The sequence below is a fragment of the Plesiomonas sp. PI-19 genome (assembly GCF_021368255.1).
In the GTDB taxonomy this organism is placed as follows: Bacteria; Pseudomonadota; Gammaproteobacteria; order Enterobacterales; family CAMTGL01; genus Plesiomonas; species Plesiomonas shigelloides.
Genome location: NZ_JAJNMQ010000001.1, coordinates 1,597,123 through 1,622,269, shown reverse-complemented (window position 1 = coordinate 1,622,269; position 25,147 = coordinate 1,597,123). Strand labels below are relative to the sequence as shown.

At 52.9% G+C, this 25,147-nt stretch carries 23 protein-coding genes; 10 read left to right on the top strand and 13 right to left on the bottom strand.

The window, feature by feature from the left end:
* Positions 1 to 256 precede the first annotated feature (256 nt).
* The gene (locus tag LQ901_RS07385) at positions 257 to 1,903 is read left to right on the top strand and encodes an AMP-binding protein (protein WP_233672113.1); all 1,647 of its coding nucleotides are present in this window, start codon (positions 257 to 259) and stop codon (positions 1,901 to 1,903) included.
* Between the two features lie 107 nt (positions 1,904 to 2,010).
* Positions 2,011 to 3,228, top strand: a complete 1,218-nt coding sequence (locus tag LQ901_RS07380) for an ROK family protein (protein ID WP_152115067.1) — start codon at positions 2,011 to 2,013, stop codon at positions 3,226 to 3,228.
* Between the two features lie 184 nt (positions 3,229 to 3,412).
* Here the strand turns inward: LQ901_RS07380 and LQ901_RS07375 are convergent, their stop codons facing one another.
* The 6 genes from LQ901_RS07375 to LQ901_RS07350 form a co-directional block, all read right to left on the bottom strand.
* Complete coding sequence (locus LQ901_RS07375; protein WP_233672112.1) at positions 3,413 to 4,216, bottom strand: heme ABC transporter ATP-binding protein; 804 nt, start codon at positions 4,214 to 4,216, stop codon at positions 3,413 to 3,415.
* Positions 4,213 to 5,274: an iron ABC transporter permease gene (locus tag LQ901_RS07370; protein ID WP_039045333.1), complete on the bottom strand. Its 1,062-nt coding sequence runs from the start codon at positions 5,272 to 5,274 to the stop codon at positions 4,213 to 4,215. Before LQ901_RS07370 ends, LQ901_RS07375 begins: the two co-directional genes overlap by 4 nt.
* A gap of 12 nt (positions 5,275 to 5,286) precedes the next feature.
* On the bottom strand, positions 5,287 to 6,222 hold the full coding sequence (locus tag LQ901_RS07365) for a hemin ABC transporter substrate-binding protein (protein ID WP_082935492.1): 936 nt from the start codon (positions 6,220 to 6,222) through the stop codon (positions 5,287 to 5,289).
* Positions 6,219 to 6,650 carry a biopolymer transporter ExbD gene (locus tag LQ901_RS07360; protein ID WP_064977589.1) on the bottom strand — a complete coding sequence of 144 codons (432 nt, stop codon included), beginning with the start codon at positions 6,648 to 6,650 and terminating at the stop codon, positions 6,219 to 6,221. Before LQ901_RS07360 ends, LQ901_RS07365 begins: the two co-directional genes overlap by 4 nt.
* Positions 6,647 to 7,306, bottom strand: a complete 660-nt coding sequence (locus tag LQ901_RS07355; RefSeq protein ID WP_010861800.1) for a MotA/TolQ/ExbB proton channel family protein — start codon at positions 7,304 to 7,306, stop codon at positions 6,647 to 6,649. The genes LQ901_RS07360 and LQ901_RS07355 overlap by 4 nt, the downstream gene beginning before the upstream one ends.
* A 66-nt stretch (positions 7,307 to 7,372) precedes the next feature.
* Positions 7,373 to 8,206: an energy transducer TonB gene (locus LQ901_RS07350; protein ID WP_233672111.1), complete on the bottom strand. Its 834-nt coding sequence runs from the start codon at positions 8,204 to 8,206 to the stop codon at positions 7,373 to 7,375.
* 198 nt (positions 8,207 to 8,404) lie between these two features.
* On the opposite strand from LQ901_RS07350, the gene LQ901_RS07345 reads away from it, so the two are divergent.
* From LQ901_RS07345 to tsgA, 6 genes are all read left to right on the top strand, one after another.
* Positions 8,405 to 10,465 carry a TonB-dependent hemoglobin/transferrin/lactoferrin family receptor gene (locus LQ901_RS07345; RefSeq protein ID WP_167550127.1) on the top strand — a complete coding sequence of 687 codons (2,061 nt, stop codon included), beginning with the start codon at positions 8,405 to 8,407 and terminating at the stop codon, positions 10,463 to 10,465.
* Positions 10,465 to 11,817, top strand: coding sequence for a heme anaerobic degradation radical SAM methyltransferase ChuW/HutW (gene hutW, locus LQ901_RS07340; RefSeq protein ID WP_064977592.1), 1,353 nt, complete (start codon positions 10,465 to 10,467; stop codon positions 11,815 to 11,817). Before LQ901_RS07345 ends, hutW begins: the two co-directional genes overlap by 1 nt.
* A gap of 107 nt (positions 11,818 to 11,924) precedes the next feature.
* Positions 11,925 to 12,521: a heme utilization cystosolic carrier protein HutX gene (hutX, locus tag LQ901_RS07335; protein WP_010861795.1), complete on the top strand. Its 597-nt coding sequence runs from the start codon at positions 11,925 to 11,927 to the stop codon at positions 12,519 to 12,521.
* A 182-nt stretch (positions 12,522 to 12,703) separates the two neighbouring features.
* Complete coding sequence (hutZ, locus tag LQ901_RS07330; protein WP_010861794.1) at positions 12,704 to 13,243, top strand: heme utilization protein HutZ; 540 nt, start codon at positions 12,704 to 12,706, stop codon at positions 13,241 to 13,243.
* A 495-nt stretch (positions 13,244 to 13,738) separates the two neighbouring features.
* The gene (deoD, locus tag LQ901_RS07325) at positions 13,739 to 14,446 is read left to right on the top strand and encodes a purine-nucleoside phosphorylase (RefSeq protein ID WP_010861793.1); all 708 of its coding nucleotides are present in this window, start codon (positions 13,739 to 13,741) and stop codon (positions 14,444 to 14,446) included.
* Positions 14,447 to 14,518: 72 nt separating this feature from the next.
* Complete coding sequence (gene tsgA / locus LQ901_RS07320; protein ID WP_152137232.1) at positions 14,519 to 15,697, top strand: MFS transporter TsgA; 1,179 nt, start codon at positions 14,519 to 14,521, stop codon at positions 15,695 to 15,697.
* Positions 15,698 to 15,856: 159 nt separating this feature from the next.
* On the opposite strand, the gene LQ901_RS07315 is transcribed toward tsgA, so the two are convergent.
* The 3 genes from LQ901_RS07315 to cspD all read right to left on the bottom strand — a co-directional run bounded on the left by LQ901_RS07315 (position 15,857) and on the right by cspD (position 18,294).
* Positions 15,857 to 16,531 carry a Crp/Fnr family transcriptional regulator gene (locus LQ901_RS07315; protein WP_152135885.1) on the bottom strand — a complete coding sequence of 225 codons (675 nt, stop codon included), beginning with the start codon at positions 16,529 to 16,531 and terminating at the stop codon, positions 15,857 to 15,859.
* A gap of 53 nt (positions 16,532 to 16,584) precedes the next feature.
* A complete protein-coding gene (locus tag LQ901_RS07310) occupies positions 16,585 to 17,727 on the bottom strand; it encodes a YcbX family protein (RefSeq protein WP_152135884.1) in 1,143 nt (380 codons plus the stop codon).
* Positions 17,728 to 18,066: 339 nt separating this feature from the next.
* Complete coding sequence (gene cspD, locus LQ901_RS07305) at positions 18,067 to 18,294, bottom strand: cold shock domain-containing protein CspD (protein ID WP_010861789.1); 228 nt, start codon at positions 18,292 to 18,294, stop codon at positions 18,067 to 18,069.
* A gap of 241 nt (positions 18,295 to 18,535) precedes the next feature.
* Here cspD and clpS point away from each other — a divergent pair, with 241 nt between their 5' ends.
* Both clpS and clpA read left to right on the top strand, forming a co-directional pair.
* On the top strand, positions 18,536 to 18,853 hold the full coding sequence (clpS, locus tag LQ901_RS07300; protein WP_010861788.1) for an ATP-dependent Clp protease adapter ClpS: 318 nt from the start codon (positions 18,536 to 18,538) through the stop codon (positions 18,851 to 18,853).
* A gap of 74 nt (positions 18,854 to 18,927) precedes the next feature.
* On the top strand, positions 18,928 to 21,231 hold the full coding sequence (gene clpA, locus LQ901_RS07295; protein ID WP_010861787.1) for an ATP-dependent Clp protease ATP-binding subunit ClpA: 2,304 nt from the start codon (positions 18,928 to 18,930) through the stop codon (positions 21,229 to 21,231).
* Positions 21,232 to 21,334: 103 nt separating this feature from the next.
* On the opposite strand, the gene infA is transcribed toward clpA, so the two are convergent.
* The 4 genes from infA to cydC form a co-directional block, all read right to left on the bottom strand.
* Positions 21,335 to 21,553 carry a translation initiation factor IF-1 gene (gene infA / locus LQ901_RS07290; RefSeq protein WP_010861786.1) on the bottom strand — a complete coding sequence of 73 codons (219 nt, stop codon included), beginning with the start codon at positions 21,551 to 21,553 and terminating at the stop codon, positions 21,335 to 21,337.
* Between the two features lie 100 nt (positions 21,554 to 21,653).
* Entirely contained in the window at positions 21,654 to 22,373 is a 720-nt protein-coding gene (locus tag LQ901_RS07285; RefSeq protein ID WP_152135883.1) for an arginyltransferase, read from the bottom strand.
* Between the two features lie 40 nt (positions 22,374 to 22,413).
* A complete protein-coding gene (aat, locus tag LQ901_RS07280) occupies positions 22,414 to 23,175 on the bottom strand; it encodes a leucyl/phenylalanyl-tRNA--protein transferase (RefSeq protein WP_152135882.1) in 762 nt (253 codons plus the stop codon).
* A gap of 225 nt (positions 23,176 to 23,400) precedes the next feature.
* A complete protein-coding gene (gene cydC, locus LQ901_RS07275) occupies positions 23,401 to 25,146 on the bottom strand; it encodes a cysteine/glutathione ABC transporter ATP-binding protein/permease CydC (protein ID WP_152135881.1) in 1,746 nt (581 codons plus the stop codon).
* Between the last annotated feature and the right edge of the window lies 1 nt (position 25,147).

The following is a 25,147-nucleotide window of genomic DNA, read 5'->3' as shown; positions in this document are numbered from 1 at the left end:
CGCCCCCTGACTACCGTAACCTGTAGGTTGTGATCTATGCCGATGGCGGCTTGCACTATGCATGCACATGCTTAATGGTGAGATGAAGGCAAGTTACCAAATAAATCGCAACCTGATTCGAGTCAGCTAACGGATAGCGGAAAGAGCGTGAAAAACCGTTGTGACTCATTGCCATAAGTAGATTAATGGTGATTATAATGTTAAATAAAGATTAACCATGAAGTCGATTTTACCACACCAGTGATTGGGGGCATTTATGAGTATCATCAGAAAACAACCGCTGGAAATGCTCTACTACTGGGAATCGCATCGTCCAGATGAAACCTATCTGCGCCAGCCGGTTAATCGTCATTTTAATTGCTACTCATGGAAAGAAGTGGCACGTCAAGCGCGGGTGATTGCCAGCGCACTGCGTGGCTTGGGGCTTGCGCCGGGCGATCGGGTAGCCTTACTCTCGAAAAACTGTGCCGAATGGTTTATTGCCGATTTTGCCATGATGATGGGCGGGTTTGTCAGCGTTCCTATCTATCCAACGGCGAACAGCGAAACCATTCGCTATGTGCTGGAGCACTCCGAGAGTAAAGCTATTTTTATCGGCAAATTGGATCATCCAGAAAATGTCGAAGCGGTTTTGCCGCCGGACATTTTGCGTATCGCCTTCCCGTATCCGACCGCGCCTTGCCAGTATCAGTGGCAAGCGCTGCTTAATGATTTCCTGCCACTGGAAGAAAGTCCGATCCCTGAGCCGGAAAGCTTGATGTCACTGGTGTATACCTCCGGCAGTACCGGTCGGCCTAAAGCGGTGATGCACAGCCACGAGCGCTTTGGCTGGGCGGCTAAATCGGTGGCGCAAACCGTGCAATTAGGCCCGAATGATTGCGGTTTTTCTTATCTGCCGCTGTCTCACATCACTGAGCGGGTGTATATCCTCGGTGGCAGCTTGTATGGTGGTTGTACGATTTCGTTCCCTGAGTCGCTGGATACGTTTGTTGACGACATCAAGGCCACGGCGCCAACCATCTTTATCTCTGTGCCGCGGCTGTGGTCAGCATTTCGTTCGCGCATCTTGGAAAAAATGCCGGAAGAGAAGTTGGAGCGCCTGCTGTCTATTCCGCTGGTCAATAACCTGATTAAGTACGTCATCCAACGCAAATTAGGTTTGCACCGCGCCCGCGTGTTGGGCTGCGGTTCCGCGCCGGTTGCGCCATCGCTGCTGCATTGGTATCACCGTTTGGGGATGAATATCACCGAAGCGTGGGGGATGACGGAAAACTTAGCTTACGGCACCATCAATTATCCGTTCCGTGCCGATAAAATTGGCTCGATTGGCCATGCCTCGAAAGGCGTGGAAGTGATGTTGTCGGAGGAAGGGGAGATCATGACCCGCAGCCCCGGCACCATGTTGGGCTATTATCTGGATGACATCTCAACCGCTTTGGCGATCAAAGATGAGTGGCTGTATACCGGCGATCTGGGTGAAATTGATGCGCAAGGCTATGTGCGGATTACTGGTCGCTTGAAAGACATCTTTAAAACCGAAAAAGGCAAATATGTCTCGCCGGTGGTGTTGGAAGCTAAACTGGCTTCGTTGGAGATTATTGAGCAGTTGTGTGTGATTGGCAGCGGCTTACCGCAGCCGGTGGGCTTGGTGCAACTGTCGGCCAGTTCGCTGGCATTGCCACGGGAGATGTTGGCCAAAGCGTTGACTGAACATCTAGATAGCGTGAATGCGCAGCTCGAACCGCACGAGGTATTGAGCGGGATCGCGGTGATTTCCGAGCCATGGACTATCGACAGCGGTGATCTGACCCCGACACTGAAATTGCGTCGGCACAAGGTCGAACAGCGCTATAACGAGGCGGTCCGCCAGTGGTCGAAAGGCGAGAAGGTGCGCTGGTTGTAAACTTGGTCACGCTTCAACGATAGCGGGGTTGACGCTGTTCCTTAAAGCCAACACCATGACGGCTTAATTATTTCGAGGTATGAAATACCCTGTCGGAGTGGACTAAAATGGCGGAAGGGCACAATCCCGGACATATCGATCAAATAAAACAAATTAATGCCGGAGCTGTGTATCGCCTGATTGATCAGTTGGGACCCATTTCCCGTATTGAGTTATCGAAGCAGGCTAATCTGGCTCCGGCCAGTATTACCAAAATCACCCGTGAGCTGTTGGATGCGCACCTGATTAAGGAAGATGAATTCCAAGAGCCGGGTAGCCGTGGCCGCCCAGCGGTCGGGTTGATTTTGGATACGGAAGGCTGGCATTTTCTCTCCGCGCGTCTTGGACGCGGCTATCTCACCCTCGCATTGCATGAGCTGAGCAGCGAACTGCTGATTGAAGAGCGGCTGGATATTATCGAGCGCGAGCAATCGGCTTTATTAAAGCGTTTAGTCAGTGAAATTGACCTGTTCTTTACCCGTCATCAGGACAAACTGGAGCGTTTGAGCGCCATTGCCATTACGTTGCCCGGTGTTATTGATGCGACGCGCGGTATTGTGCACCAGATGCCGTATTACCATGTGAAGGATATGCCGCTGGCGGCGGAGCTGGAGCAGAAAACCGGTCTCCCAGTGCTGCTGCGCCATGATGTTTGTGCGTGGACGATGGCTGAAGCTCTGTTTGGGCCTTCACAAGGCTGCCAGAACGTGGTTCAGCTAAGCATCAATCATGGCGTCGGCGTGGGCGTGATGATTGATGGCAAACTGATCCACGGCCAATACCGTAATCTGATTGAAGCTGGCCATATCGTGGTGAATCCGCAAGGGGAGCTGTGCGAGTGTGGGCATCGTGGCTGTCTGGAAACGGAAATCAATATTCAAGCCTTGCTGCGTAAAGCGCGGCAGCGTTTAGAGTGCGGCGAAGAGAGCGTGTTGCGACATCAGACGCTGAACGTGTCGAACCTGTGCCAAGCGGCATTAAACGGTGATGCGCTGGCGCTGAATTTGCTCACTGAAGCGGCGGAGCGCATTGGTGTGCTGCTCAGCATGTTGGTGAACCTGTTCCATCCGGAAAAAGTACTGTTTGGCTCACCGTTGAGTCAGGCGCAGTCAATTATGTTTCCGGTGATTATGCGCACGTTGGAAGCCAATGCCTATCCACTGTATACGCAAAACCTCACGTTGGAGCCGACCCGTTTTTATAACGAAGGCACCATGCCGGGGGCGGGGTTGGTGAAAGAGTCGCTCTACAGTGGCGTGCTGTTAACTAAACTGCTCGAAGGTTAATCACGTGCTATTCGTGCCGTGCTTACTATCGATAGCTCACTAAACAGCTCGCTAAATATACAAAAAGTACTTTCACACAGCAGAAATAAGAAAAAAGGTGGATGGCATGAGGATGCTGTCCACCTTTTGTATTTGCAGTGCGCAATTTTTGTTGCCTGCGCTGCGTTATCGCTATGTTGGCGCGTTAGCTGATATGCAGGCGTCCGGTTTCTGGATGGCGAAACACTTGCGCGTCGAAAGCGAAAATTTGCTTAATACGCTCAGCAGTCAACACCTCTTCTGGTGAACCATCGGCCTGAATCTGCCCATGATTGAGCAGCAATACCCGATCGGCATAGCGCGCCGCCAGATTTAAATCGTGCAAAATCACCAGTACCGCATCACCCTGTCGCGCACGGCGCTGCGCCGTTTGCAGTGTCTGATGCTGATGGCTTAAATCCAGTGCCGACGTAGGTTCATCCAACATTAAGAGTTTCGGTGCTGCGGAGATAGGCTCACTCTCGGTTTGCGGCGAGTCGGCTATATGCTCATCGAGCTGCGCGAGGACGCGCGCAAAGTGAATGCGCTGTTTTTCCCCGCCAGAGAGCACGGTATAGGCACTATCGGCGAGATGTTCCGCTCCTACCGCTTGCAGGCAGCGCTGGATAATGGCCTCATCGGCGATTTTGCCTGAAGCATGCGGTAAACGTCCTAACGCCACCACTTCGCGGGCTAAAAACGAAAATGACAGTGCCGAGCTTTGCGGCAAGATGGCCATCCGGTGGGCGAGTATGGATGCTGGCCACTGCGACTGCGGTTGGCCGAACAACCGGATCTCACCTTGCGCCGCCATTTCGCCACTGATGCACTTGAGTAAGGTGGATTTACCGGTGCCGTTCGGGCCGATCAGTACGGTGAGCTCACCGGCTCGCAAGTCTAACGACAGCTGCGATAAAATCTGGCGTCGACCACGTTGTAAGGTCAGATTACGCAATTCGACCACGGTCATGCGGCGCTCCTTTTTTGTTGGATCAGCAGCCAGATAAAAAACGGTGCGCCGAGCAGCGCGGTGATGATCCCAACCGGAATTTCTGCCGGTGCCGCCAATTGGCGCGCCAGTAAGTCTGCCAGCAGCAATAAGATTGCGCCACACAGCGCACTCAGCGGCAGCAAATTACGATAATCTGGGCCGCACAGCATGCGTACCAGATGGGGCACGATCAGACCGATAAACCCAATCATCCCTGAGACTGACACTGAAACGCCAATACCCACCGCACAGCCGATGATCAAGCGACGTTTGAGCCGCTCGACATTCACGCCCAGATGCCGTGCTTCGGACTCCCCCAGCAGCAGGGCATTGAGCGCAGGGGCTTGTCGATAAAATCCGACCAGCAATACCAGCAGGGTGAGGCTACTGAGCAGTAAGGTGTCCCAACGGGCACCGGCGAGGGAGCCCATCTGCCAAAGCGACAGATCGCGCAGTTGCTGATCATCGGCCAGATAGCTCAACAATCCCAGACCGGAAAATGCGATAGCGCCAATGGCCACGCCGGCCAATAACATCATGTTGACCGAGGTGCCAAACGGTGTGCGCCCGATACGGTAGACCAGCAGTGTGGTCAGCATCCCACACAAAAACGCACACAGCGCGGTATAACCGAGCGACAACCAACCCAGACTGAAACCGGCGATACTCAAACCGGCCAGCGACACGCCGGCAGGAAGCAAAACAATCGACAATCCCGCCCCCAGCGCCGCGCCGCCACTGACACCGATAATGCCCGGATCAGCCAAGGGGTTACGAAAGAGCCCCTGCAACACCGCGCCCGCCAGTGCCAAAATTCCCCCCACACTGATGCACAGCAGGGTGCGCGGCAGACGGATGGTCTGAATAATCAATTGCTGTGTGCTCAGATCGTTGGCGTGGCTCGGTAACGAAAGCAGCGCCTGCAGGCTCTCACTTAACGGCAGGCGCACCGGACCGGTGGCAATTGACAGCAGCAACATGAAGCTCAGTAGTAGCAATCCACTGCTACCGAGCAAAGAGAGTTTCAGTCGTAACATCGGGCGTTCCGCTTACTGCTGATTCAGGTGATTGGCCAGACGCTGGGCTTCGCTCAAGGTGCTCAGGCCGATACCACCAATCAACGCTTTACCGTTAATCGGTAGCACCGCTTTATTGCGTCCAGCCGGTGTGTTTTGCAGTAACGGTTGTTTGGCCAGCAGAGAGTCGGCATCGTCAGTCCAATTGCGCTCGCTGACCACAATCAAATCCGGCTGCATGGCCAGCAGACTTTCGGCTGACACCGTTTGGTAATTACGCACCGAAGCGGCCGGATTCACGGCGCCGGCTAAGGTCAGCAGAGTATCGGCGGGAGTATTGCCGCCAGCAATCATCGGCGGGCGACCATCATGCAGCAGCAGATACACGGCTTTGAGCGGTTTGCCGTGTTGCTTGCTCTGCAACTGAGCACGCGTTTGTGCGAGTTGTTCGAGCTGTCGATCGATTTTCGTCTGCAGTGTTTGGCCTTCGGCTTCTTTATGCAGCAGGGCAGCAATTTGCGTCACTTGCGCTTTGAGCGCTTCTGGTGTGGTATCGGACTGCAACACGGTCAGGGGAATTTTGGCCTGTTGCAGCGCTGTCAGCGCCGAGGCCGGCGCCATTTCATCTGAGCCAATCACATAATCAGGGCGCAGGGCAAGCATGCCTTCGGCTGGTAATTGACGGATATAGCCCAGTGTTGCGGCTTTGCTGTCGGCAGGAAGACGGCTGCTGCTATCAACCCCTACCAGTACATCGCCAGCGCCCAGCGCCACAATAATTTCTGTCACATTACTACCGGCACTGATCACGCGCGTTGGCGCGGTCTGTGGCGCAATAGGTGGTGTGGCAGAAGCTGCAACTGGATGTGTGCTCATGGCCGCGCTATCGGTAGGTGCTGCGTGCAAAGTAACGGTTGGCAGGCTGAGGCAAGCCAGCAGGGCGTAGTGAGAAAGGCGCATCTGTTTCATTCTGATCCCTTGGTTAAAATCTGCGCGGCAGGAATGTTCTGTCGCTGCAGGAAATTGAGTAAATTCAATAAGCGTTCAGTACTGGCATCGCGATCGGCGGCGATAATAATCTCTGGCTGAGCGCCGGAGGTATGCGGCTGGGCGCGTGCGGTCAAAATGGCGTTGCTGAAGGCATCCCAATCCGTGAATTTTTGCTCGTCCAGCGCCCAGTAAGGCGCATCGGCAAACAGGTGTAATGTCAGACTTTCCGGTACCGTTTGTGCCGGTTGGGTGCTATCAGCCACTTCCGGTAAGGTGATGTCCATGCTCTGAATACGCACATTGGCGGTCAGCAATAAAAACACCAGTACGATAAAGATGATGTCGAGCAACGGGGTGAGATCTATCCCAAGGCTGCTGCTTTCTGGCGCTGAGCGATCGCGGATCATGACGTGAAATCCTCACACAGCGGGATCCCTTCTAGCCACAAGTTGTATTGGTTCATGCCGTGTTCGGCGCCGTTAATCAGCCGATCAATCCATAAGCTGAACAGCTGTGCACCCACCAGTGCCGGTAGCGCAATAAACAGCCCGGCGGCGGTGGTGTACATTGCAACGCCTAAACCATCGGCCAGCAATGCAGGAGTCACTGGACTGTTGCTCGCGCCGATATCCTGAAACATCTGAATCAAGCCCAAAATGGTGCCCAGCAGACCCAGAAGTGGGCTGATGGCGGCAATCAGATTAAGTAATTTCAGACCACTACTGAGCTGACGGCGCTTAGATTGCAGCCAGATCGCAGCAATTTCTTCGCGTAAGGCTTTATTTTCGTTGCGATGCGTTAGCAGCAGTGCGACCCCTTGCAGTAATAACGAGCGGCGTTGCTGCAACGATTGCTGCATCGTATCTAGCTGGCTGGCCGATACGCTATTCAGGGTATTGCTATGCCCAGGTAACAGCTGCGCGGCCAGATGATGTTGGCCAAGTCGACCGGCTTGCAGCAGGCGAAACAGCCGATCCAGTAAAATCACGCCGGTCAGAAAAGAGCAGGTCAGCAGCGGCCACATCATGCTGCCGAGTTGGTGTTCAAGTTGCGCAAGAATCATGGTTTACAGCCTGTTTAAGTCTAAATAGAAGTGGGTGTACGTAATTTTGTGTCTTAATGGCAGCGTTTAAGTCAGCTCAAAGCGCACGGGAATTCGCACCACATGGCTGACACCTTGGCCGTTGATTTCTTGTGGCAAGAATTGCCATCCCTTTACGGCTTTCAATGCCGAGCGATCCAGTAGGGGGAAACCGCTACTTTTCAGCAGTACGACTTGCAATTGCTCGCCTTGAGTTCCCAGTTTCACTTCCAGCAATACGGTGCCTTCTTGACGGCGCATGCGTGAGGCTTTCGGGTATTCCGGCGCCGAAGGGGGAACGCGAAAACGCGGTTCACTGCTGCTGCCACGGGCTTGTGCGGTAGAGGCTGGTGCTGCACGGGAGGCTGTGTTCGGTGCTCCGCCCGCTGACTGCGTGGTGGCCAAGGAGTGAGCGGCAGTCGTGCTCGTGTTAGCCGCGACAGGGTTGTGCTGTTCTGTGTTGTCTGTTGATTTTCTCGCTGTCTTTTTAACTGTCTTTTTTGGAGCTTTTTCTTCTGGAATTTTCGGCGCTATTTTTTTAGGCGCAGGTTCTTTTTTCAAGACCGGTTTAGCTTGCTCGGTTTTTGCTGTTTCAGCGGCTTTGGCTGGCACGGCGCTCGGGTCAACGACTTTTTTCGGTTCAGTCTTTTGTGGCGCAGGCTGTACGTCGGCTGCGGCACCGCTTTGTGCGCCGGTGGCGGCCAAATTGAGCACCAATGCGGGACCTGCACTGAGGGAGACCAAGGTGACGGCTCGGGTTTGGGTTGGCTGCAGTCCAAACAGCAGTAAGGCGGCGTGGGCCGACATACATAAACCTGACGCCAGTAAAAGGCGTTTATTGCGGCGAAGGTGAGCGCCAGCAGTAAGCAACGTCAGCGGCATGGGTAACTCCGGTCTTCCAGACTTATCAGCAAAGAAAACAGTCAGTAATCAAGAATGGCTGCACTATACATTTTGATGATACCTGAGATCAAATGAAAATTATTTGCATTCGCATTCAATGATCGGTTACGCTTCGCCACCGCTAACACATTGCTTGTTTTTCCTCTTTTCATCATGAACTAAAAGGAATTAATGCCAGTGGCCAACCATCTGCAATCTTCCGGTCGACTGTCCAGCGCGACAGCCGCGATGACCGCTAAACACACCGGCTTTAAACGCTCAGCACTGAGTCTGTTAATTCTGAACAGTGTCGCGGTTTCATTTGCCGCCAACGCCGCACCGGCTGAGCCTCAGACTCAGCTCAATGAAGTCCTGGTTACGGCAACCCGTGAAAATAAAGCGCTGTCGCAAGAAACGCGCTCGGTTGCGGTGGTGACGCAGGCACAAATTCAGCAACAACAACCGGCCAGCGTGGCAGAAGCTCTGAAATACATTCCTAACGTGGATGTCAGTGGCGGTCCGCGCGCTAATGCGCAAAGCCCGTCAGTACGGGGTTTAAGTGGCAACCGCATTTTGCAGGTGGTGGATGGCGTGCGTCAGAACACCACCTCAGGACACCGTGCGACTTACTTCATGGATCCTGAAATGTTGTCATCCATCGAAGTGATCAAAGGGCCGACCAGCTCCCTGTGGGGCAGTGGCGCACTGGGTGGCGTGGTCGCGCAGCAAACTATTTCCGCCCCCGATATGCTGCAAGGCGATCAGAGTGTGGGTGGCTATCTGAAACAAGGTTACGCCAGCGCCAATGATGAAACCAAAACCAGCGGTGCCGTGTATGGCCTGTTGGGGGACTCCGTCGATTTCCTGCTGAACGGCTACTACGCCGATGCCAATAACCTGCGTTTGGGGAACGGCGAGCACCTGACTGATTCGGCCTATCGCAATCAGGGGGGGTTAGCCAAATTGGGCTGGCAGGCAGATGACGCGCAGCGTCTGGAGCTGTCAGTTCGCCAAGCCGAAACCCATCAGAATGCACCGAGTAACCCATCACAGATGGTCAGCACCTCGGTGCCGCTGGTGCAGCAGAAAACCCGTGATTTCAATACCACCTTGGATTATCGCCTGAATCCAACCGATAGCCGTTGGTTGGACGCACGCGTTACTGCCTATGTGAACAAAACGGAATTTGATGAATATCGCGTCACGAAAAAGCAAAGCGATAAGGTGGATTACCGCACACTGGGTATGAATATCAGTAACCATTCGCAGTTTGATCTGCTGAGCCTGACCTATGGCGGCGATATTTATGAAGATAAAACCCAAGGCGAGCGGGAAGGGAAGAACCGTCCGATTCCAGCCGATGGCCGCAGCAAAGTCTGGGGCAGTTATGTTCAGGCCGATATTCCATTAGGTAGCCAGTGGAACCTGTTACCGGGTCTGCGTTATGACCACTTTACCGCCGAAGACAAGAATATTGCCGGCTCCGAGCGTAGCGAAGATCACTTGTCGCCATCCGTTGGCCTGCGCTGGGCGGCGACCGATTGGCTGACTTTAAACGCGCGTTACGACGAAGCGTTCCGTGCACCAAGCATGGAAGAGATGTACACCACCGGTACTCACTTCTGCATGGGCCCGATGGGCTGCAACGTGTTTAAAGCCAATCCCGATTTGAAACCGGAAACCGCCAAAAACAAAGAAATCTCAGCACAGATGCGCTTTAACAACGTGCTGGCTGACGATGAGTTAGCGTTTGGCGCGACATATTTCCATAACAACGTCAACAACTACATTGATCAGCAGGTCAACATGTTCACCACCCAATACGTGAACGTGACCGATGCGCGTTTGCGTGGCGTTGAGTTAGACGCGCGTTATAACTGGCGCGATCTGGAAACCAGCCTGAGCTATGCCCAGACAGAAGGGCGGGACAAGAAAACCAACCAGCCACTGAATAACATTCCGGCGCATAAGTGGGTATTGGGCGTGAGCCACTACTTTATGGATCGCGACTTGAAAGCGGGCGTGAACGTCAGCCATTACGAATCACAAGATGAATTGCCATCTAACGTGACCAATGTGTATCCGTCCTACACCTTGGTGGATCTCTATACCACTTGGCAGCCACAAACGGGCGCGTTCAAAGCAGTCAAAGTGGATGTGGGTATCGATAACGTGACTGACGAATATTACCGTCAGGCCTTTGACCAGCTCTATTCCGCCGGTCGTAACTTTAAGGTTGGTGTGCGGTATTCCTTCTGATGATGATTGATTTATCTGTTTTGGATGACTCCATTCTGGGCCATCACAGCCCAGACCCTCTCGCGTACGCCTTTACCGGCAAACGTCAGGCACATGCCGGAGGCAGCGGGCGACCGCTGCCTCCTCCGGCGGTGCAAGGGCAACTGCAGCAGTTATTGATGCAAGACACGCCGGCGATTCGTCCGCGCTGTTTGTACATCCATATCCCGTTTTGTCGGGTGCGCTGCACCTTTTGCTCGTTCTTTCAGTATGCCGCCAGCCCTGCGCTGGTGGCCGAATATTTCGCGGCGCTGAGTGAAGAGCTAAAACGCAAAGCGGCGATGCCGTGGACACAAGCCGCACCGTTTTCCGCTGTATACATTGGTGGCGGTACGCCGACGGATCTGACTGCCGAGCAAATCTTTGCCCTCGGCCAGCTGATTAAATCGCATTTCCCGCTGACCGACGATTGTGAGATTACGCTGGAAGGCCGTCTCAATCGCTTTAGCGATGAGAAATACCACGCCGCAGTTGATGGTGGCGTGAATCGTTTCTCGTTCGGGGTGCAGAGTTTCGATACCGATGTTCGGCGTAAAGCCAAGCGGCTCGATCCACGCGAAAAGTTGCTGGAGACCGTGAGTCATCTGGTGGCGCTGGACCGCGCGCCGATTATCGTCGATCTGATGTTTGGTTTACCGCATCAATCGGCCACGGCGTGGCAGCAAGACCTGCAGGACTTCCTACACAGCGGCGCACACGGGGTGGACCTGTATCAGCTGATTGAGATGCAAGGCACTCCGATGGCGCGTTTGGTGGAGGAGAACCGTCTGCCGGCACCGGCCGCGACACCTGAAAAATCGCGTATGTACGCCCAAGGCGTCGCGTTTATGCAGCAGCACGGCATTCAGCAAATCAGTGTCAATCACTGGACGCGCGATGCACGCGAACGCAGCCGCTACAACCATCTGGCGAAAACGACCGCCGATGTGTTGCCGGCGGGGGCTGGCGCGGGTGGCTTTATTGACGGCTTTGCCCTGATGCAAACTCGCGATCTTGAGAGCTATCACCAAGCCATCCGCGAAGAGCGTTATCCGGTGGTGATGATGATGAGCCCTAATCCGCAGCATGCGCTGCACTGTGCTATTAAGGCCGGTTTTGATCGTGGCCGACTGCAACGCAGCGAGTTAGATAGCCTAAGTGGTATGGCGCTGTATGACTACGTCAGCCCACTCTTAACACAGTGGCAAGAGCGAGGGCTGTTGGCGTTAGAGGCAGACCAAGCGCGTCTAACCACGGCCGGTAGTTTCTGGAATATCAACATGGCACAAGGGCTGATTAACGCATTGCGTTTATCGCCGCCCTTAGCCGCCTGAGTTGCCTGTTACGGCTATTTTGTCCCCTTTTTCTGACCTGATGTGGTGCGCCCCAATTGCGCTCTCATCGGGTCGCAATGAAACCTGAATGAATACGGAGAGAAAACATGTCTCATACGGATGTACTGGCTGACACCGCACCTAAAGCTGATGCAGTCACGAAAAATGATGCCGTTCACAGCGAATTGTGCCGGCAATTGGCGGAGCTGTCAGAAAAAGAGATGAGTGCCAGCACACAAGAGTTAGCTGCGCGCTTTGGCGTCAGTGAATATCAGCTGGTTGCCGCACTGCCCGAAGAGATGGCGGTGATGGCGCATGGTAGCTGGGCGCAATCGCTGCTGGAAGAGCTGACCGGTTGGGGCCAACTGACCACCATCGTGGAGTCCGAAGGCAGCATTTTTGAATTCAAAGGGGCATTCCCTGCCGGTAAACCGGGGCACGGCTATTTCAACCTGTACTCCAAAGAGGGAACCGGTTTGCATGGCCACCTGCTGTTATCGCAAGTTTCGCACATCGCGTTGCTGGCCAAACCGTTTATGGGCAAGGCCAGTTATAGCCTGCAATTCTTTGCTGCTAACGGCCGCACTATGTTCAAAGTGTACTTAGGTAGAGACAAACAGCGTCAGCTGTTGCCGGAACAAGTTGCGCTGTTTGAGCAGCTGCGTGTGCGCTTGATTGCCCAGCCGCAGCCGGCAGCAGAGTAATCGCGCTCGCTTAAGTGACATCGCTCTTAAGTGGCATCTATCGGGTTGGATACCTCGCGTTTAGCTGGCTCGGCGTTCCGCCGGGCCAAACAACGCGAATGATAATAAAAATCGACAACGTGAATAGCCTTATCAGGGCAGTAAATTAGACTAATAAGTATTGAATGAAGGAAGACATTGTCATGACCAACGAACGTCAAGAGCGTCTGCAAAATCGCCTGCAACCAGAAATCACTGAGTTTCGTAACGAATGCCGCACCGTGGTGCTGGCGACCGTGGATGCCGATGGCATGCCGAATGTCAGCTACGCGCCCTTTGTGCAACTGGCGGATGGCTATTATGTGCTGATTTCAGAAATTGCACGGCATGCGCGCAATTTACAGCAGGTGCCGCGTACGTCGTTGATGATGATTGAGGATGAAAGTCAGTCGCGCCAGCTGTTTGCCCGTAAGCGTCTGACGTTCGATGCGCGTGTTGAGAAAGTGGCGCGTGATACGGCAAGCTGGCAGGAGGCTGTTGCGGCGCTGGAAGCTCGTCACGGTGATATCGTGGCCAATTTGTCGCAAATGGCAGACTTTATCCTGTTCCGCATGGTGCCAGAGCAAGGTCTGTACGTGAAAGGATTTGGTCAGGCGTTCCAAGTCAGCAGTGATGATTTGGTGGATGTGGTGCATTTGCAAGAAGGGCATAAAACGGTGTCCGGCGAACCAGTTAAAGCCTGAGGCTGACTCACCACCGCGCTACTCGCCACAGTGCAACTCACCTCATACATGACATAAATGGCATACATAATTGCCATCATGCGTGCACAGGGCGAGGCTTGGGGTAGGCGGTTGAAGTGTGAAACACATTAACTCAATGTAAGACAACGGCGGCGCTTTCATAGGTCGCCGTTGCTTTCTCATTTTTTCCTTCCTCTGAATCGCTCATTTATCCGGTGATTTGGCTGCAATGCGGAATAAAATCCGTGAAATGAGAGGCCGATCCGCCAGACAGGACATATGTCCTCTGCAACGCAGTCAGCGCAGCCGTACACTGCGACCATGTTCGCGCTACCGAGTTATGTATCTGCTCTTTCGTGTTTTTTATTCGTGTTTTTTAGCAAAGCAAACACGCTGTATACCCAAACAACTTGCCGCCTACCTGCAGCTTCAAGTCGAAAGGGTATAGATAACCGGTAGATACGCACCGAATTGGTTGTAAGAGGAATGAAGTAAATGACAGCACATATCAATGCTCAGCCAGGTGATTTTGCCGAAACCGTGATTATGCCGGGTGACCCACTGCGCGCCCGCTATATTGCTGAAACTTATCTGACCGACGCCCGTGAAGTGACCAATGTCCGTAACATGCTCGGTTACACCGGCTTTTATCAAGGTCAGCGGATCTCAGTGATGGGCCACGGCATGGGGATCCCTTCCATGGTGCTGTACGCCCATGAGCTGGTGAATGATTTTAACGTCAAGCGAATCATTCGTATCGGAAGCCTAGGCGCGACCCAGCGTGATGTGCAGATGCGTGATGTGATTCTGGCCGTTGCCGCCGGTACTGACTCACCAACCAACGCCAAGCGCAGCGCCGGATACCACATGGCTACCTCTGCAGATTTCAACCTGCTGCACCGCGCCTACACCTTAGCGAAGGAAAAGGAGATCCCAGTGCGTGCCGGTAACGTCTTTACTGGCGATCTCTACTACGATCCAGACGAAAATCTGATCCCTGCACTGGAGAAATTTGGCGTACTGGGTATCGATATGGAAGTGGCTGGTCTGTATGGTCTGGCGCATCAGCAGGGTATTGAAGCGCTGGCGATCCTCACCGTGTCTGACCACTGTCTGACAGGCGAAGAGACCACCGCCGAAGAGCGTCAGTTGTCATTCAATCACATGATTGAGTTGGCGCTGGAGACGGCGTTGTCCTGCTAATTTGTCGCGCTAATGTCGCGATAGCTAAGGTCGCCATATCGTACCCTTCAACATCAGTACGGGATAATAACAATGAAAAACAAACTCTCACTTACCGCCATCAGTTTCTTGGCAAACTTTGTTATGGCCGGGTTTGCCACCCAGTTTGGCATGCTGATAGAGCCGATTGCTGCAAAATTTGCTGCGCCGGTGAACGATGTGGCGGCCATTTTCTCGCTGCTTAATGGCGGCGCACTGGCGGGCACCATCGCCGCCTTCTTCCTGATTGAAAAAATCGGTATCAAACGCATTACCTTGCTCAGCTATACACTGATTGCGCTGAGCGCCTTGACCCTGCATCTTACCGGATCGCTGGCTGTCGTGATGGCTGCTATGACCGTGATCGGTTTTTGCGGCGGTGTTGGCTTGTGTATTGCCGGTACCATTGTGGTGGCAGTATGGAAAGATAAACTGCAAAGCACCATGTTGGTGGTACAAGACGCTACCTTTAACGTGGCTGGGGTCGTATTCCCACTGGTGACCACCTATACACTGACGCGTTCTATGTCATGGAGCTACAGCTACCTGACCGTGGGCGGCGTAGCGCTGGTCACCATGCTGATTGCCGCGCTCACTAACTTCCGCCGCTGCGAGCAAAGTGCCGAAAGCAGTGATAACGCCAAATCAGAGTGGAATTTTGGTCTGTTAAGCGGTGGTTTTGGTTTGTTCTTGGGCATGCTGGCGCTGTATACCTTCCTGACATGGGCGCCGCTGTTCGTTAAGCAAAAATTCGATATTCCGTTTGAAGATGCCGGCAACATCATTACGCAATATTGGGCTGCCGCCTTGCTGGGCGCACTGGCGTCTACTGCCATTGTAACGCGCGTCAAGATCCATCACTTCTTGCTGGCAGTGATTGCGCTGGCACTGGTGATCACTACCTTGATTGTGAACACTTCTGATGTGGGCATGCTGTCTTACTATACTTACGGCTACGGTTTTGTCTGCGCAGCGCTGTATAACGCCTTTATCGCTTATGGCGTATCGTTTGTGCGTCAACCAAGCAGCAAGAACGTGTCGTATATTTTGATCAGCGGCAGTGCCGGAGCCATGTTTAGCCCTGCAATCAGTGCGGTGTTTGAAAAAGTGATTGGTTTGCAAGCGGTGATGTACGCTATCCCAATGCTGTACGCGGTGATCTTGTTGATGCTGCTCGGTTCATTCCGTCTGCATAAAGCCGCTTCGCCAGAGCCGCTGCAGGCCGCGAACTGATTTAAGCTGCTATGCGATAACTGCAAAAAACAAACACCGGCTTTTGGCCGGTGTTTTTGTTAGGGAAGGGATGAAAAACCAGAGCGAACGCATGCCATTTGCATCACTGCATAGGCGATAGCTGCGCGGATAATACTTCGTCGAATACCACAGGAGCAGCTATAGCGCGAGATAACGCTTGAGGGCCTCAATATCCGTGATACTGAGCCCTTGCTTGCTGCGCTCCACCAATCCTAAGTCAGTCAGCTCTTTTACGGCGCGGCGATAAACGCGATCGGTTGTCCCGAAACGTTCGGCTTCCATATAGCTTTTGGTAAAACCGCCGACAGGAAAATCCCGCAGATATTGCTGGTACAGATCGTAAGCCACGTTATAAGCGATAGGATAGAGCATGCGATGGATCAGAATATTCACCGTATCCTGATAATCGATCGCAATGGCGCTGGCAAAGAACAGGGCGACTTGTGGATTTTTCACCAACGCCTGCTGCAATTTATCGGCGCAGATAAAGGCCACCGTCAGCGTCTCTTCAGCGATGATATCGAGCTGGCAGCGATAGCCGCTAAAAAACTCCATCTCCCCGAAAACCTGATAATCGCACTCCATGGTGCCGAGCTGAAAGCTACGCCCATTTTGCGCGGTGTAACCGATCGACACCTTACCGCTTCGCACCAGTGTCAGATAATTTAGCTGTTGCCCCTGACTCATCAGCGGCGACTTTTCTTCGATGATTTTCTCTTCAGAAATACAGCTAAGCACCACCTGCTCAATCAGGGAATGATTATCTTGCCAGTGATCCTGAAAGCGTCCTTTGTGTAAGGGTTTTAATTGCATGCTTGCTCTCGGTTATCCGCGCTTCTGCGTCGGTTTACTGCTCTAATACTCAATCACTCACGCACTTTACGGCGCAATTTCAATTGTAAATTGGTGCGAGGAATACAGCTACAGGCCAAAATTTTATCCCCGCGTACGGCTGAGTTGGTCAGTGCAGTCACTTCACCAGACAACAGCGTAACACGGCATGTGCCACACAGTCCTGCGCGGCATGATGACGGAATAGGCACATTGTGTGCTTCCAGCTGATCGAGCAGGGTGTGATGATTGTTGCCGGTAAACGCGATATCTCCGCTGGCAATCCCGTGGGTTTCGATTAACACCGAGTGCAGCGGTTCCAAACGCTCTTCGTGTGTATGCGCCGGTAGCGGATGGGCATTATCCGCATAAACGCGTGGCTCGGCGGTTTCCAGCACTTCGACCGGCATATCTAAACGCACCAAACCTTGATTACGAGCAATCAGGTTTTGGCCAAAATCGACATCATTACCGTAACGGCGAAATTGGGTCAGCGTATGCAGCGGCTCGCGTTGGTTATGTAGCGTACCATCGGCCGGATTCACCGTAGTCAGAATGCAACGGCCACAGGGTTTGACCACATCAAAAATCACCTCGCCAATGCGGATCACCTTCCAGCTATCTTCAGCAAATGGCTCTGTATCGCGCACCACTAAATTCGGGCGGAACTGGCGCATTGTAAGAGGCTGTGAGCAGCGCTGCTGTAAAGCGTCAAGGGAGGCAGCAGAAATCAGCAGCAGCGGATAACCATCGGCATACGAGAGCGGTTGCTCAGCGTGACCTTCCACCCGTCGTTCGGAATGAAAGCCGGTCCAGCGCAGACAAAGTGCGCGTCTGAGTTTCTCGCTCAGCCACAGATTCACCGGCTCCGGCGCTACCAATGAGGCGAAATGGTTTCCCCACACTTCGGAAGGGGCCCGCTGGGTAAAATCGCGATAAAACACCGCGATACTGTCGCCATCCGGACTATGAATCACCACACCATCTGGTAATAGCGCTGTTTGGAACAACACCAATTGCGGCATCTCACGCGCGGTCACAAAACGCCCATCGGGATCGGCCAGCATCATCATGCGATCAAACGCCAAACCACTTTCCACCACTTGGGCACTGGATACCTCAATACCGCGGGTGGATTTGATGGGGTGTACATAAATCTCAGACAGCGAAGGTTTCATTACAGAGATCCTTTCTGGGTTAAAGAGTCTGCGCAAAATTAAGGTGTTACCGGTTTGATTCAAATACTGACTGGCGCAGTGATGACCGCCTGTATCATCCGGATGCTAGGCAGTGTATGCAAGCACGCGCAACGCGAAAAGAGCGCTTTCACACGCGGCAACAGAACACACAGAACAGAAACATCAGTGCGTGATGTTAGGCTCGGTTATGTTGGTTTGTGTGTTTAAAAGGCACAGCTTGTTGGTTTAGATTATTTTTCTTTAACGAAAGAACAAAATAATATAATAAAAAAGCAGACCTAAAGTCTGCTTTTTTGAATGACACAGGAAAGCCGCCGATTATTTGATCAGCTCAGCTTCTGTCGAGGGGACAATGATATTGGTTGCATGACAACCTTTGGGGCCGCGGTGCATTTCGAATTGCACCTCTTGTCCTGCTTTAAGCGTACGATAGCCATCCATTTGGATGATGGAATAGTGGGCGAAGATATCGTCACCACCATTGCTCGGACAGATGAAACCAAATCCCTTGGCATTGTTGAACCACTTAACAGTACCCGTTTCCATACCTCTACATCCCTCGAGTGATACCATACAGACATACCCGTGATGTAAAACAACAAATTCGGCCATCAGAGACAAAAAGCCACTGATTGGTCGAAATATACACACCACTTAGCGATACACTCTAGTAGAATTGATCGTAACGTCAAGGCGACAAAGGTCGCATTGAGGATGTCTTCACTAAAATTTCACCGAAATTAACATTTCATTCGCATCCGATGACCGTAAAGACTACGATAGAGTTATGAGTAATTTAGACTGGATTGGAATTGATGAGCTCGTCAGGGACGAAGAAAAAACAACGGTTAAGCCACCGTCTATGTATAAGGTTGTACTGAACAACGATGACTATACCCCGATGGATTTTGTTATCGAAGTGTTGGCTAAGTTCTTCAGCTTGGACATAGAGAAGGCGACACAATTAATGTTGACTGTGCACTATCAGGGTAAAGCAATTTGTGGCATTTTTACTGCTGAGGTAGCAGAGACAAAAGTTGTGCAAGTTAATCAGTATGCCCGTGAGCACGACCATCCATTGCTGTGTTCAATGGAAAAAGCCTGACACCGGAAAACTGAAAAGTTAACTGCTGTTAGCCATGCTCCCGGCATCTATCTCGGCGTCTAGGGGAGGTGCCTATGCTCAATAAAGAACTTGAATTAAGTCTGAACCTCGCATTTGCCAAAGCGCGTGAGCAACGGCATGAGTTCATGACCGTCGAGCACCTTTTGCTCGCACTGATTGATAACAGTTCAGCCCGTGAGGCATTGGAAGCCTGCTCCGTCAATCTGGATATGCTGCGTAGCGATCTGTCGGTGTTTATCGAACAGACCACACCACTCATTGCTGAAGAAGACAGTGAGCGTGAAACGCAGCCGACCTTAAGTTTTCAGCGAGTACTGCAGCGTGCGGTTTTCCACGTGCAGTCTTCCGGTCGTAGTGAAGTCTCCGGCGCTAATGTGCTGGTGGCTATCTTTAGCGAACAAGAATCTCAGGCCGCTTACCTGCTCAAAAAATACGATGTCAGCCGTCTGGATGTTGTGAACTTCATTTCGCACGGCATTCGTAAAGAAGCACCTAATCAAAGCAATTCCACCGGTAGCAGCAGTGCTCCGGGCAACGCTGCGTCAGCCGCCAACTCTGGCGAAGAGGGCGAAGAGCGTCTGGAAAGCTTTGCCACTAACTTAAACCAGCTGGCCCGTGTCGGTGGTATTGATCCGCTGATTGGCCGAGATAAAGAGCTGGAGCGTACGGTTCAGGTATTGTGCCGTCGACGTAAAAATAACCCGCTGTTGGTCGGTGAGGCTGGGGTAGGTAAAACCGCGATTGCCGAAGGTCTGGCCTGGCGGATAGTGGAAGGCGATGTGCCGGAAATCATGCTCAACTGCGTGATTTACTCACTGGATATCGGCTCGTTGCTGGCGGGTACCAAATACCGTGGTGATTTTGAAAAACGCTTTAAAACCATCTTGCGTCAACTGGAGCGAGAAGAGAACGCTATCCTGTTTATCGATGAAATTCATACCATCATCGGTGCTGGGGCGGCCTCGGGTGGACAAGTGGATGCCGCGAACCTGATTAAACCGCTGCTCTCGGGCGGTAAGATTCGGGTGATGGGCTCTACCACGTATCAGGAATTTTCGAACATCTTCGAAAAAGACCGTGCTCTGGCGCGTCGCTTCCAGAAGATTGATGTGATTGAGCCGTCAGTAGACGAAACCACGAAGATCCTGATGGGCTTGAAGCCAAAATACGAAGCGCACCACGATGTTCGCTATACCAGCAAAGCGATCCGTGCTGCGGTGGAGCTGTCCGCTAAGTACATCAATGAGCGCCATCTGCCGGATAAGGCGATTGACGTGATTGACGAAGCCGGTGCTCGTTGCCGTTTAGCCCCAGCCGGCAAACGCAAGAAAACCGTTAACGTCAGCGACATTGAATCGGTAGTGGCACGTATTGCCCGCATTCCAGAAAAATCAGTGTCTTCCAGTGATCGCGATATCCTGCGCTCGTTGGATGACAAGCTGAAAATGCTGGTCTTTGGTCAAGATAAAGCTATTGAAGTGCTGACTGAAGCCATCAAGATGAGCCGCGCAGGGTTGTCTCAAGACAACAAACCGGTGGGTTCATTCTTGTTTGCAGGCCCAACTGGGGTGGGTAAAACTGAAGTTACCGTACAGCTGGCGCGCGCCATGGGGATTGAGCTGCTGCGCTTTGATATGTCCGAATACATGGAGCGTCACACTGTCAGTCGCCTGATTGGTGCGCCTCCAGGTTATGTCGGCTTCGATCAGGGCGGTTTGCTGACCGATGCGGTGATCAAGCATCCTCACTCGGTGGTTTTGCTGGATGAAATCGAAAAAGCGCACCCTGATGTCTTTAACCTGCTGTTGCAGGTGATGGATAACGGTACGCTGACCGACAACAATGGCCGCAAAGCGGATTTTCGTAACGTCGTGTTGGTGATGACCACTAACGCCGGTGTGCAGGAAACGCAGCGCAAATCCATTGGCTTCAAGCAGCAGGACAACAGCATCGATGCCTTGGGCGAAATCAAGAAGGTGTTCTCGCCAGAGTTCCGTAACCGTCTGGACAACATCATCTGGTTTAACCATCTGACACCGGAGATCATCCATCAGGTAGTCGACAAGTTCATCGTGCAGCTGCAAGCACAGTTGGATGCTAAAGGTGTCTCGATGGAAGTCAGCGCCGAAGCCCGTAACTGGTTGGCAGAGAAAGGTTATGATCAGGCGATGGGCGCACGTCCTATGAGTCGTGTGATTCAAGATAACCTGAAAAAACCACTGGCGAACGAGTTGCTGTTCGGTTCACTGACGCACGGTGGCGTGGTGAAAGTCGGGGTGGATGCAGAAGGCAATGTGCTGACCTATCAGTTCAGCAGTGCCAGTACTCGCCGCGAAGAAGAGGGCATGGTGCATTAATCATTACAAAGATTAATCACGTGATCGGCTCTTGTGCAGGTGCAAGAGCCAACTTCAAGACATAAAAAAACCCGGAGCAATCCGGGTTTTTTTATAACCGCGATTAGCGACTACGGAATACGATACGGCCTTTGCTCAGGTCGTAAGGAGTCATTTCCACGGTCACTTTATCGCCAGTCAGAATACGGATGTAGTTTTTGCGCATTTTGCCGGAGATGTGAGCAGTCACAACGTGACCGTTTTCCAGTTCTACACGAAACATGGTGTTTGGCAGCGTGTCCAGCACGGTGCCTTGCATTTCAATGCTGTCTTCTTTAGACATCTATTCCTCGTTAAGGCTTACAACCTGAATAATAACCGGCAGATAATGCCGAAAAACGTCGATAGTGTAAAGGCAACAGGGCATTAAAGCTGGTTAAAACTCAGCATTCATTGACCCACTGCCAACCTGTCTGGGTTAATTCCTGTGCCGGACGGAAGCGTTTTTTATAAGACATCGCCCTGCAGGCATCAACTTGATAACCGGGATAGACCCAGCGTTTTCCACTCTGTTTTGCCCATTCCAGCTGTTTCATCAGCATCGCAACACCCGGTGAGTGGGCGCTCAGATCCGGATCAAAAAAGGTATAGCAGGCACTGAGTGCATCAGGTAATACATCTGTCACTGCTACCGCGACCAGACGATCCTCCAGATACATACAAAGATAAGCCACATCGAGCCACTGACATTCCGCAAAGGATTCAAACTGCGCTTTATCCGGCGGATACATACTGCCGCCAGCGTGACGGGCACTGACGTACCTGGCATACAGAGCGAAAAACTCAGGCGGTAGTTTATCATAAATTCGCCACGAGGCCGCACTCCAATATTTCATTGCCCGTTTTTGTGAACGGGAAGGGCTGAACTGTAGCGTACTGATCCGCAGGGATTTACACGCCGAACACGCCGGGCAGTGTGGTCGATACAACGATTGCCCATTGCGTCGAAATCCTGCGGTCAACAATTGGCTGTAACCGTCAGGTGTTAGCCACTGCTCATCGAAGATAACGCCGACTTGCTCGGTCTCTGCCGGCAGATAGCTGCAGGTGCTCGGCGGGCTGAGCCACAACTGAATACAATGTGAAGTCTGTGATTCGGGCATAGTGTTTGTCTTGACTAAAAAGGTCGCTGCAAGTGCGGCATTAGTCGGGCGTTCGGCTCTGAATATCGTCAGCTGGCATTGGCGGTTGTCCGTTTAGCGATTCAAAACGGTAGGCCAATTCACGCGGCTGCCAGAACGAGGCCGGTAGTGACTGTGTCTGATGTTCGACTAAAATTCGCTGAAAATCGCTACGTGGCAGACTCACGGCGCCCAACGAGGCCAAATGGGGATTCATCACCTGACAATCAATTAGCGCGCCTCCGGCCTGATAAAAGGCCTGATTAAACGTGAGTAACGCCGTTTTGGAGGCGTTATCCTGTAACGAAAACATCGATTCGCCACAAAATACCTGCCCGATCGCCACCCCATACAATCCACCCACCAACGTATCGCCTTGCCAGACTTCGATGGAATGTGCGATGCCTAAGTGATGCAGGCGTACATAAGCGGCCTGAATTTGCTCTGAGATCCACGTTTCGCCGCTGCGCACATCCGCACAGTGGTGAATGACATCACTAAAGGCTTGATTTACGGTGACGCGAAACGGCGATTTTTTCAGCCACTTGCGCATACTGCGATTGGGTTGCAGCTGTGCGGGGAAAAATACCGCGCGTGGATCGGGCGACCACCAGAGTATAGGCTCGCCGGGGTTAAACCATGGAAAAATTCCATGGCGATAGGCATTCAGTAAGCGCTCGATACTCAGATCGCCACCAAAGGCGAGCAAGCCGTTCGGATCGGTGAGCGCCGAATCGATGGGTGGAAAATCTGTATTATCAGCAGAAAGTGCATGCAGCCACATGGTGCTTCTCTGTTACCACACTGAAATTTTTAACCTAACTGGAACGCCTTACCAAACAATAGGTTAACCGGCGCTATAAAATAAAAGCGCCGTTGTTTAGCTTAAGAGCGCGACGCGGTAAATATCCCCACTACGATGACCAGACTCATGTATGGCCAGACTCATGGCCAAGCCATAGCAAAACCGTAGCAAGAATGATTGCAAAACGGCAGTGGGGATCTCAAGTTACAGGCGTTGGTGCAGCTGATAATAACGTCCTTGTTGGGTCATCAGTTCGCTGTGGCTACCTTGCTCGATGATTTGGCCTTCTTCCATCACGCAGATCCGGTCGTATTGATCCAGCCCGCTTAGACGGTGGGTAACGGCAATCACCGATTTACCGCGGCTATGCGTTTCCAGCAGCGCTAAGATCTTATGTTCGGTATCGGCATCAAGCCCTTCTGTTGGCTCATCGAGCAGCATCAGGGGTGCGTTGTGCAGCAAGGCGCGGGCAATGCCTAAACGGCGCTGCTCACCACCAGACAGCGGACGACCGCCATCACCCAGCCACATATCCAGCCCTTCACCGTCCAGTAAGGTGTCGAGGCCAACGTCACGCAGCACATCACTCAAGTGCGCGTCACTGGCGCGTGGGTCGCCCAGCAGTAAGTTTTGACGCAGGGTGGCGCTAAAAATGTGTACGCGCTGTGAGACCACAGAAATTGCTTGGCGCAGTTGGCTTTCCGGTAACAAACGGATATCGGTGTCACCTAACGCAATAGAACCATGCTGCGGGTCATAGGCGCGCGTCAGCAAATTGAGCAAGGTCGACTTACCACAGCCGGTTTTTCCCAGCAGTGCGATCCGCTCACCTGCTGCAAGATGCAAACTGACATCGCGCAGAACCGGTTGGTCTGGCGTATAACCGAAAGTGACATGCTGGATATTCAGTTGCAGCGCCGGATTGGCAGCTGTTTCACCGGCACTGGCTTTATCTTCTGGCTCAGTTACAAACTGCACTGGCGGCGTTTGTGAAATCACATCTTGCACGCGCTCCGCTGAGGCCATGACTTGTCCCAAATGCAAGAAGGCAGAGGCTACCGGAGCCAGTGCTTCGAACGCCGCTAAGGTGACGAACACAAACAGCGCCAGTAATGCCCCCGGATACGGATTGCCACCGACATGCTCGGCGGCTAGCCACAGCATCAGAACGGCGGTTAAGCCGGACGCCAGTACCACCAAACTTTGTGACCACGCAGCAAGCGAGGCTTCTTGCGCCTGACGCTGCTGCCATTGACGCTCGGTCGCATCCAGTTGCTCACGGACACGGCGCAGGGCGCCGAATAACACCAGCTCCGCATTGGCTTGCAACCATTCCACCAGTTGCACCCGATAGCGGCTGCGCTGCGCGGTAATATCGCGTCCGATCGGTTTACCGGCATGGTAGAAAATCACCGGCAGGATCAGCAGCAAGGCCAGCATGATGCCACCCAAGGTCAACGCCAGACGGGTATCCAGCAACGAGAGCAGCAAAGTGGTACTGCCGATCACCACCAAGGCGGAGAGCAGGGGAGAGATCAGTCGCAAGTAGATATGATCGAGGGTATCGACATCCGCCACCAAGCGGTTTAACAGTTCGGTGCGCCGAAAACGCGCCAGACCACCCGGTGACAGCGGGATCAAACGGCTAAAGCAGAACACCCGCAGACGCGTCAGAACACGAAACGTGGCATCGTGCGAGACTACGCGCTCAAAGTAGCGGGTCGCGGTGCGGCCAATGGCCAAGCCGCGCACCCCGCCCGCAGGCAGCATATAGTTGAAAGTTTTAGCGGCGATAGTCATCCCCGCCAGCGCAGAGGCTGCAAGGAACCAGCCAGACAACGCCAACAGGCCGATACTGGCACCCAGCGCCAGTATCGACAAGAGGATGCCGAGGGTCATGCGGATCCAGTGACGGCGGTATAAAACAAGAAACGGCAGTAATACACGCACG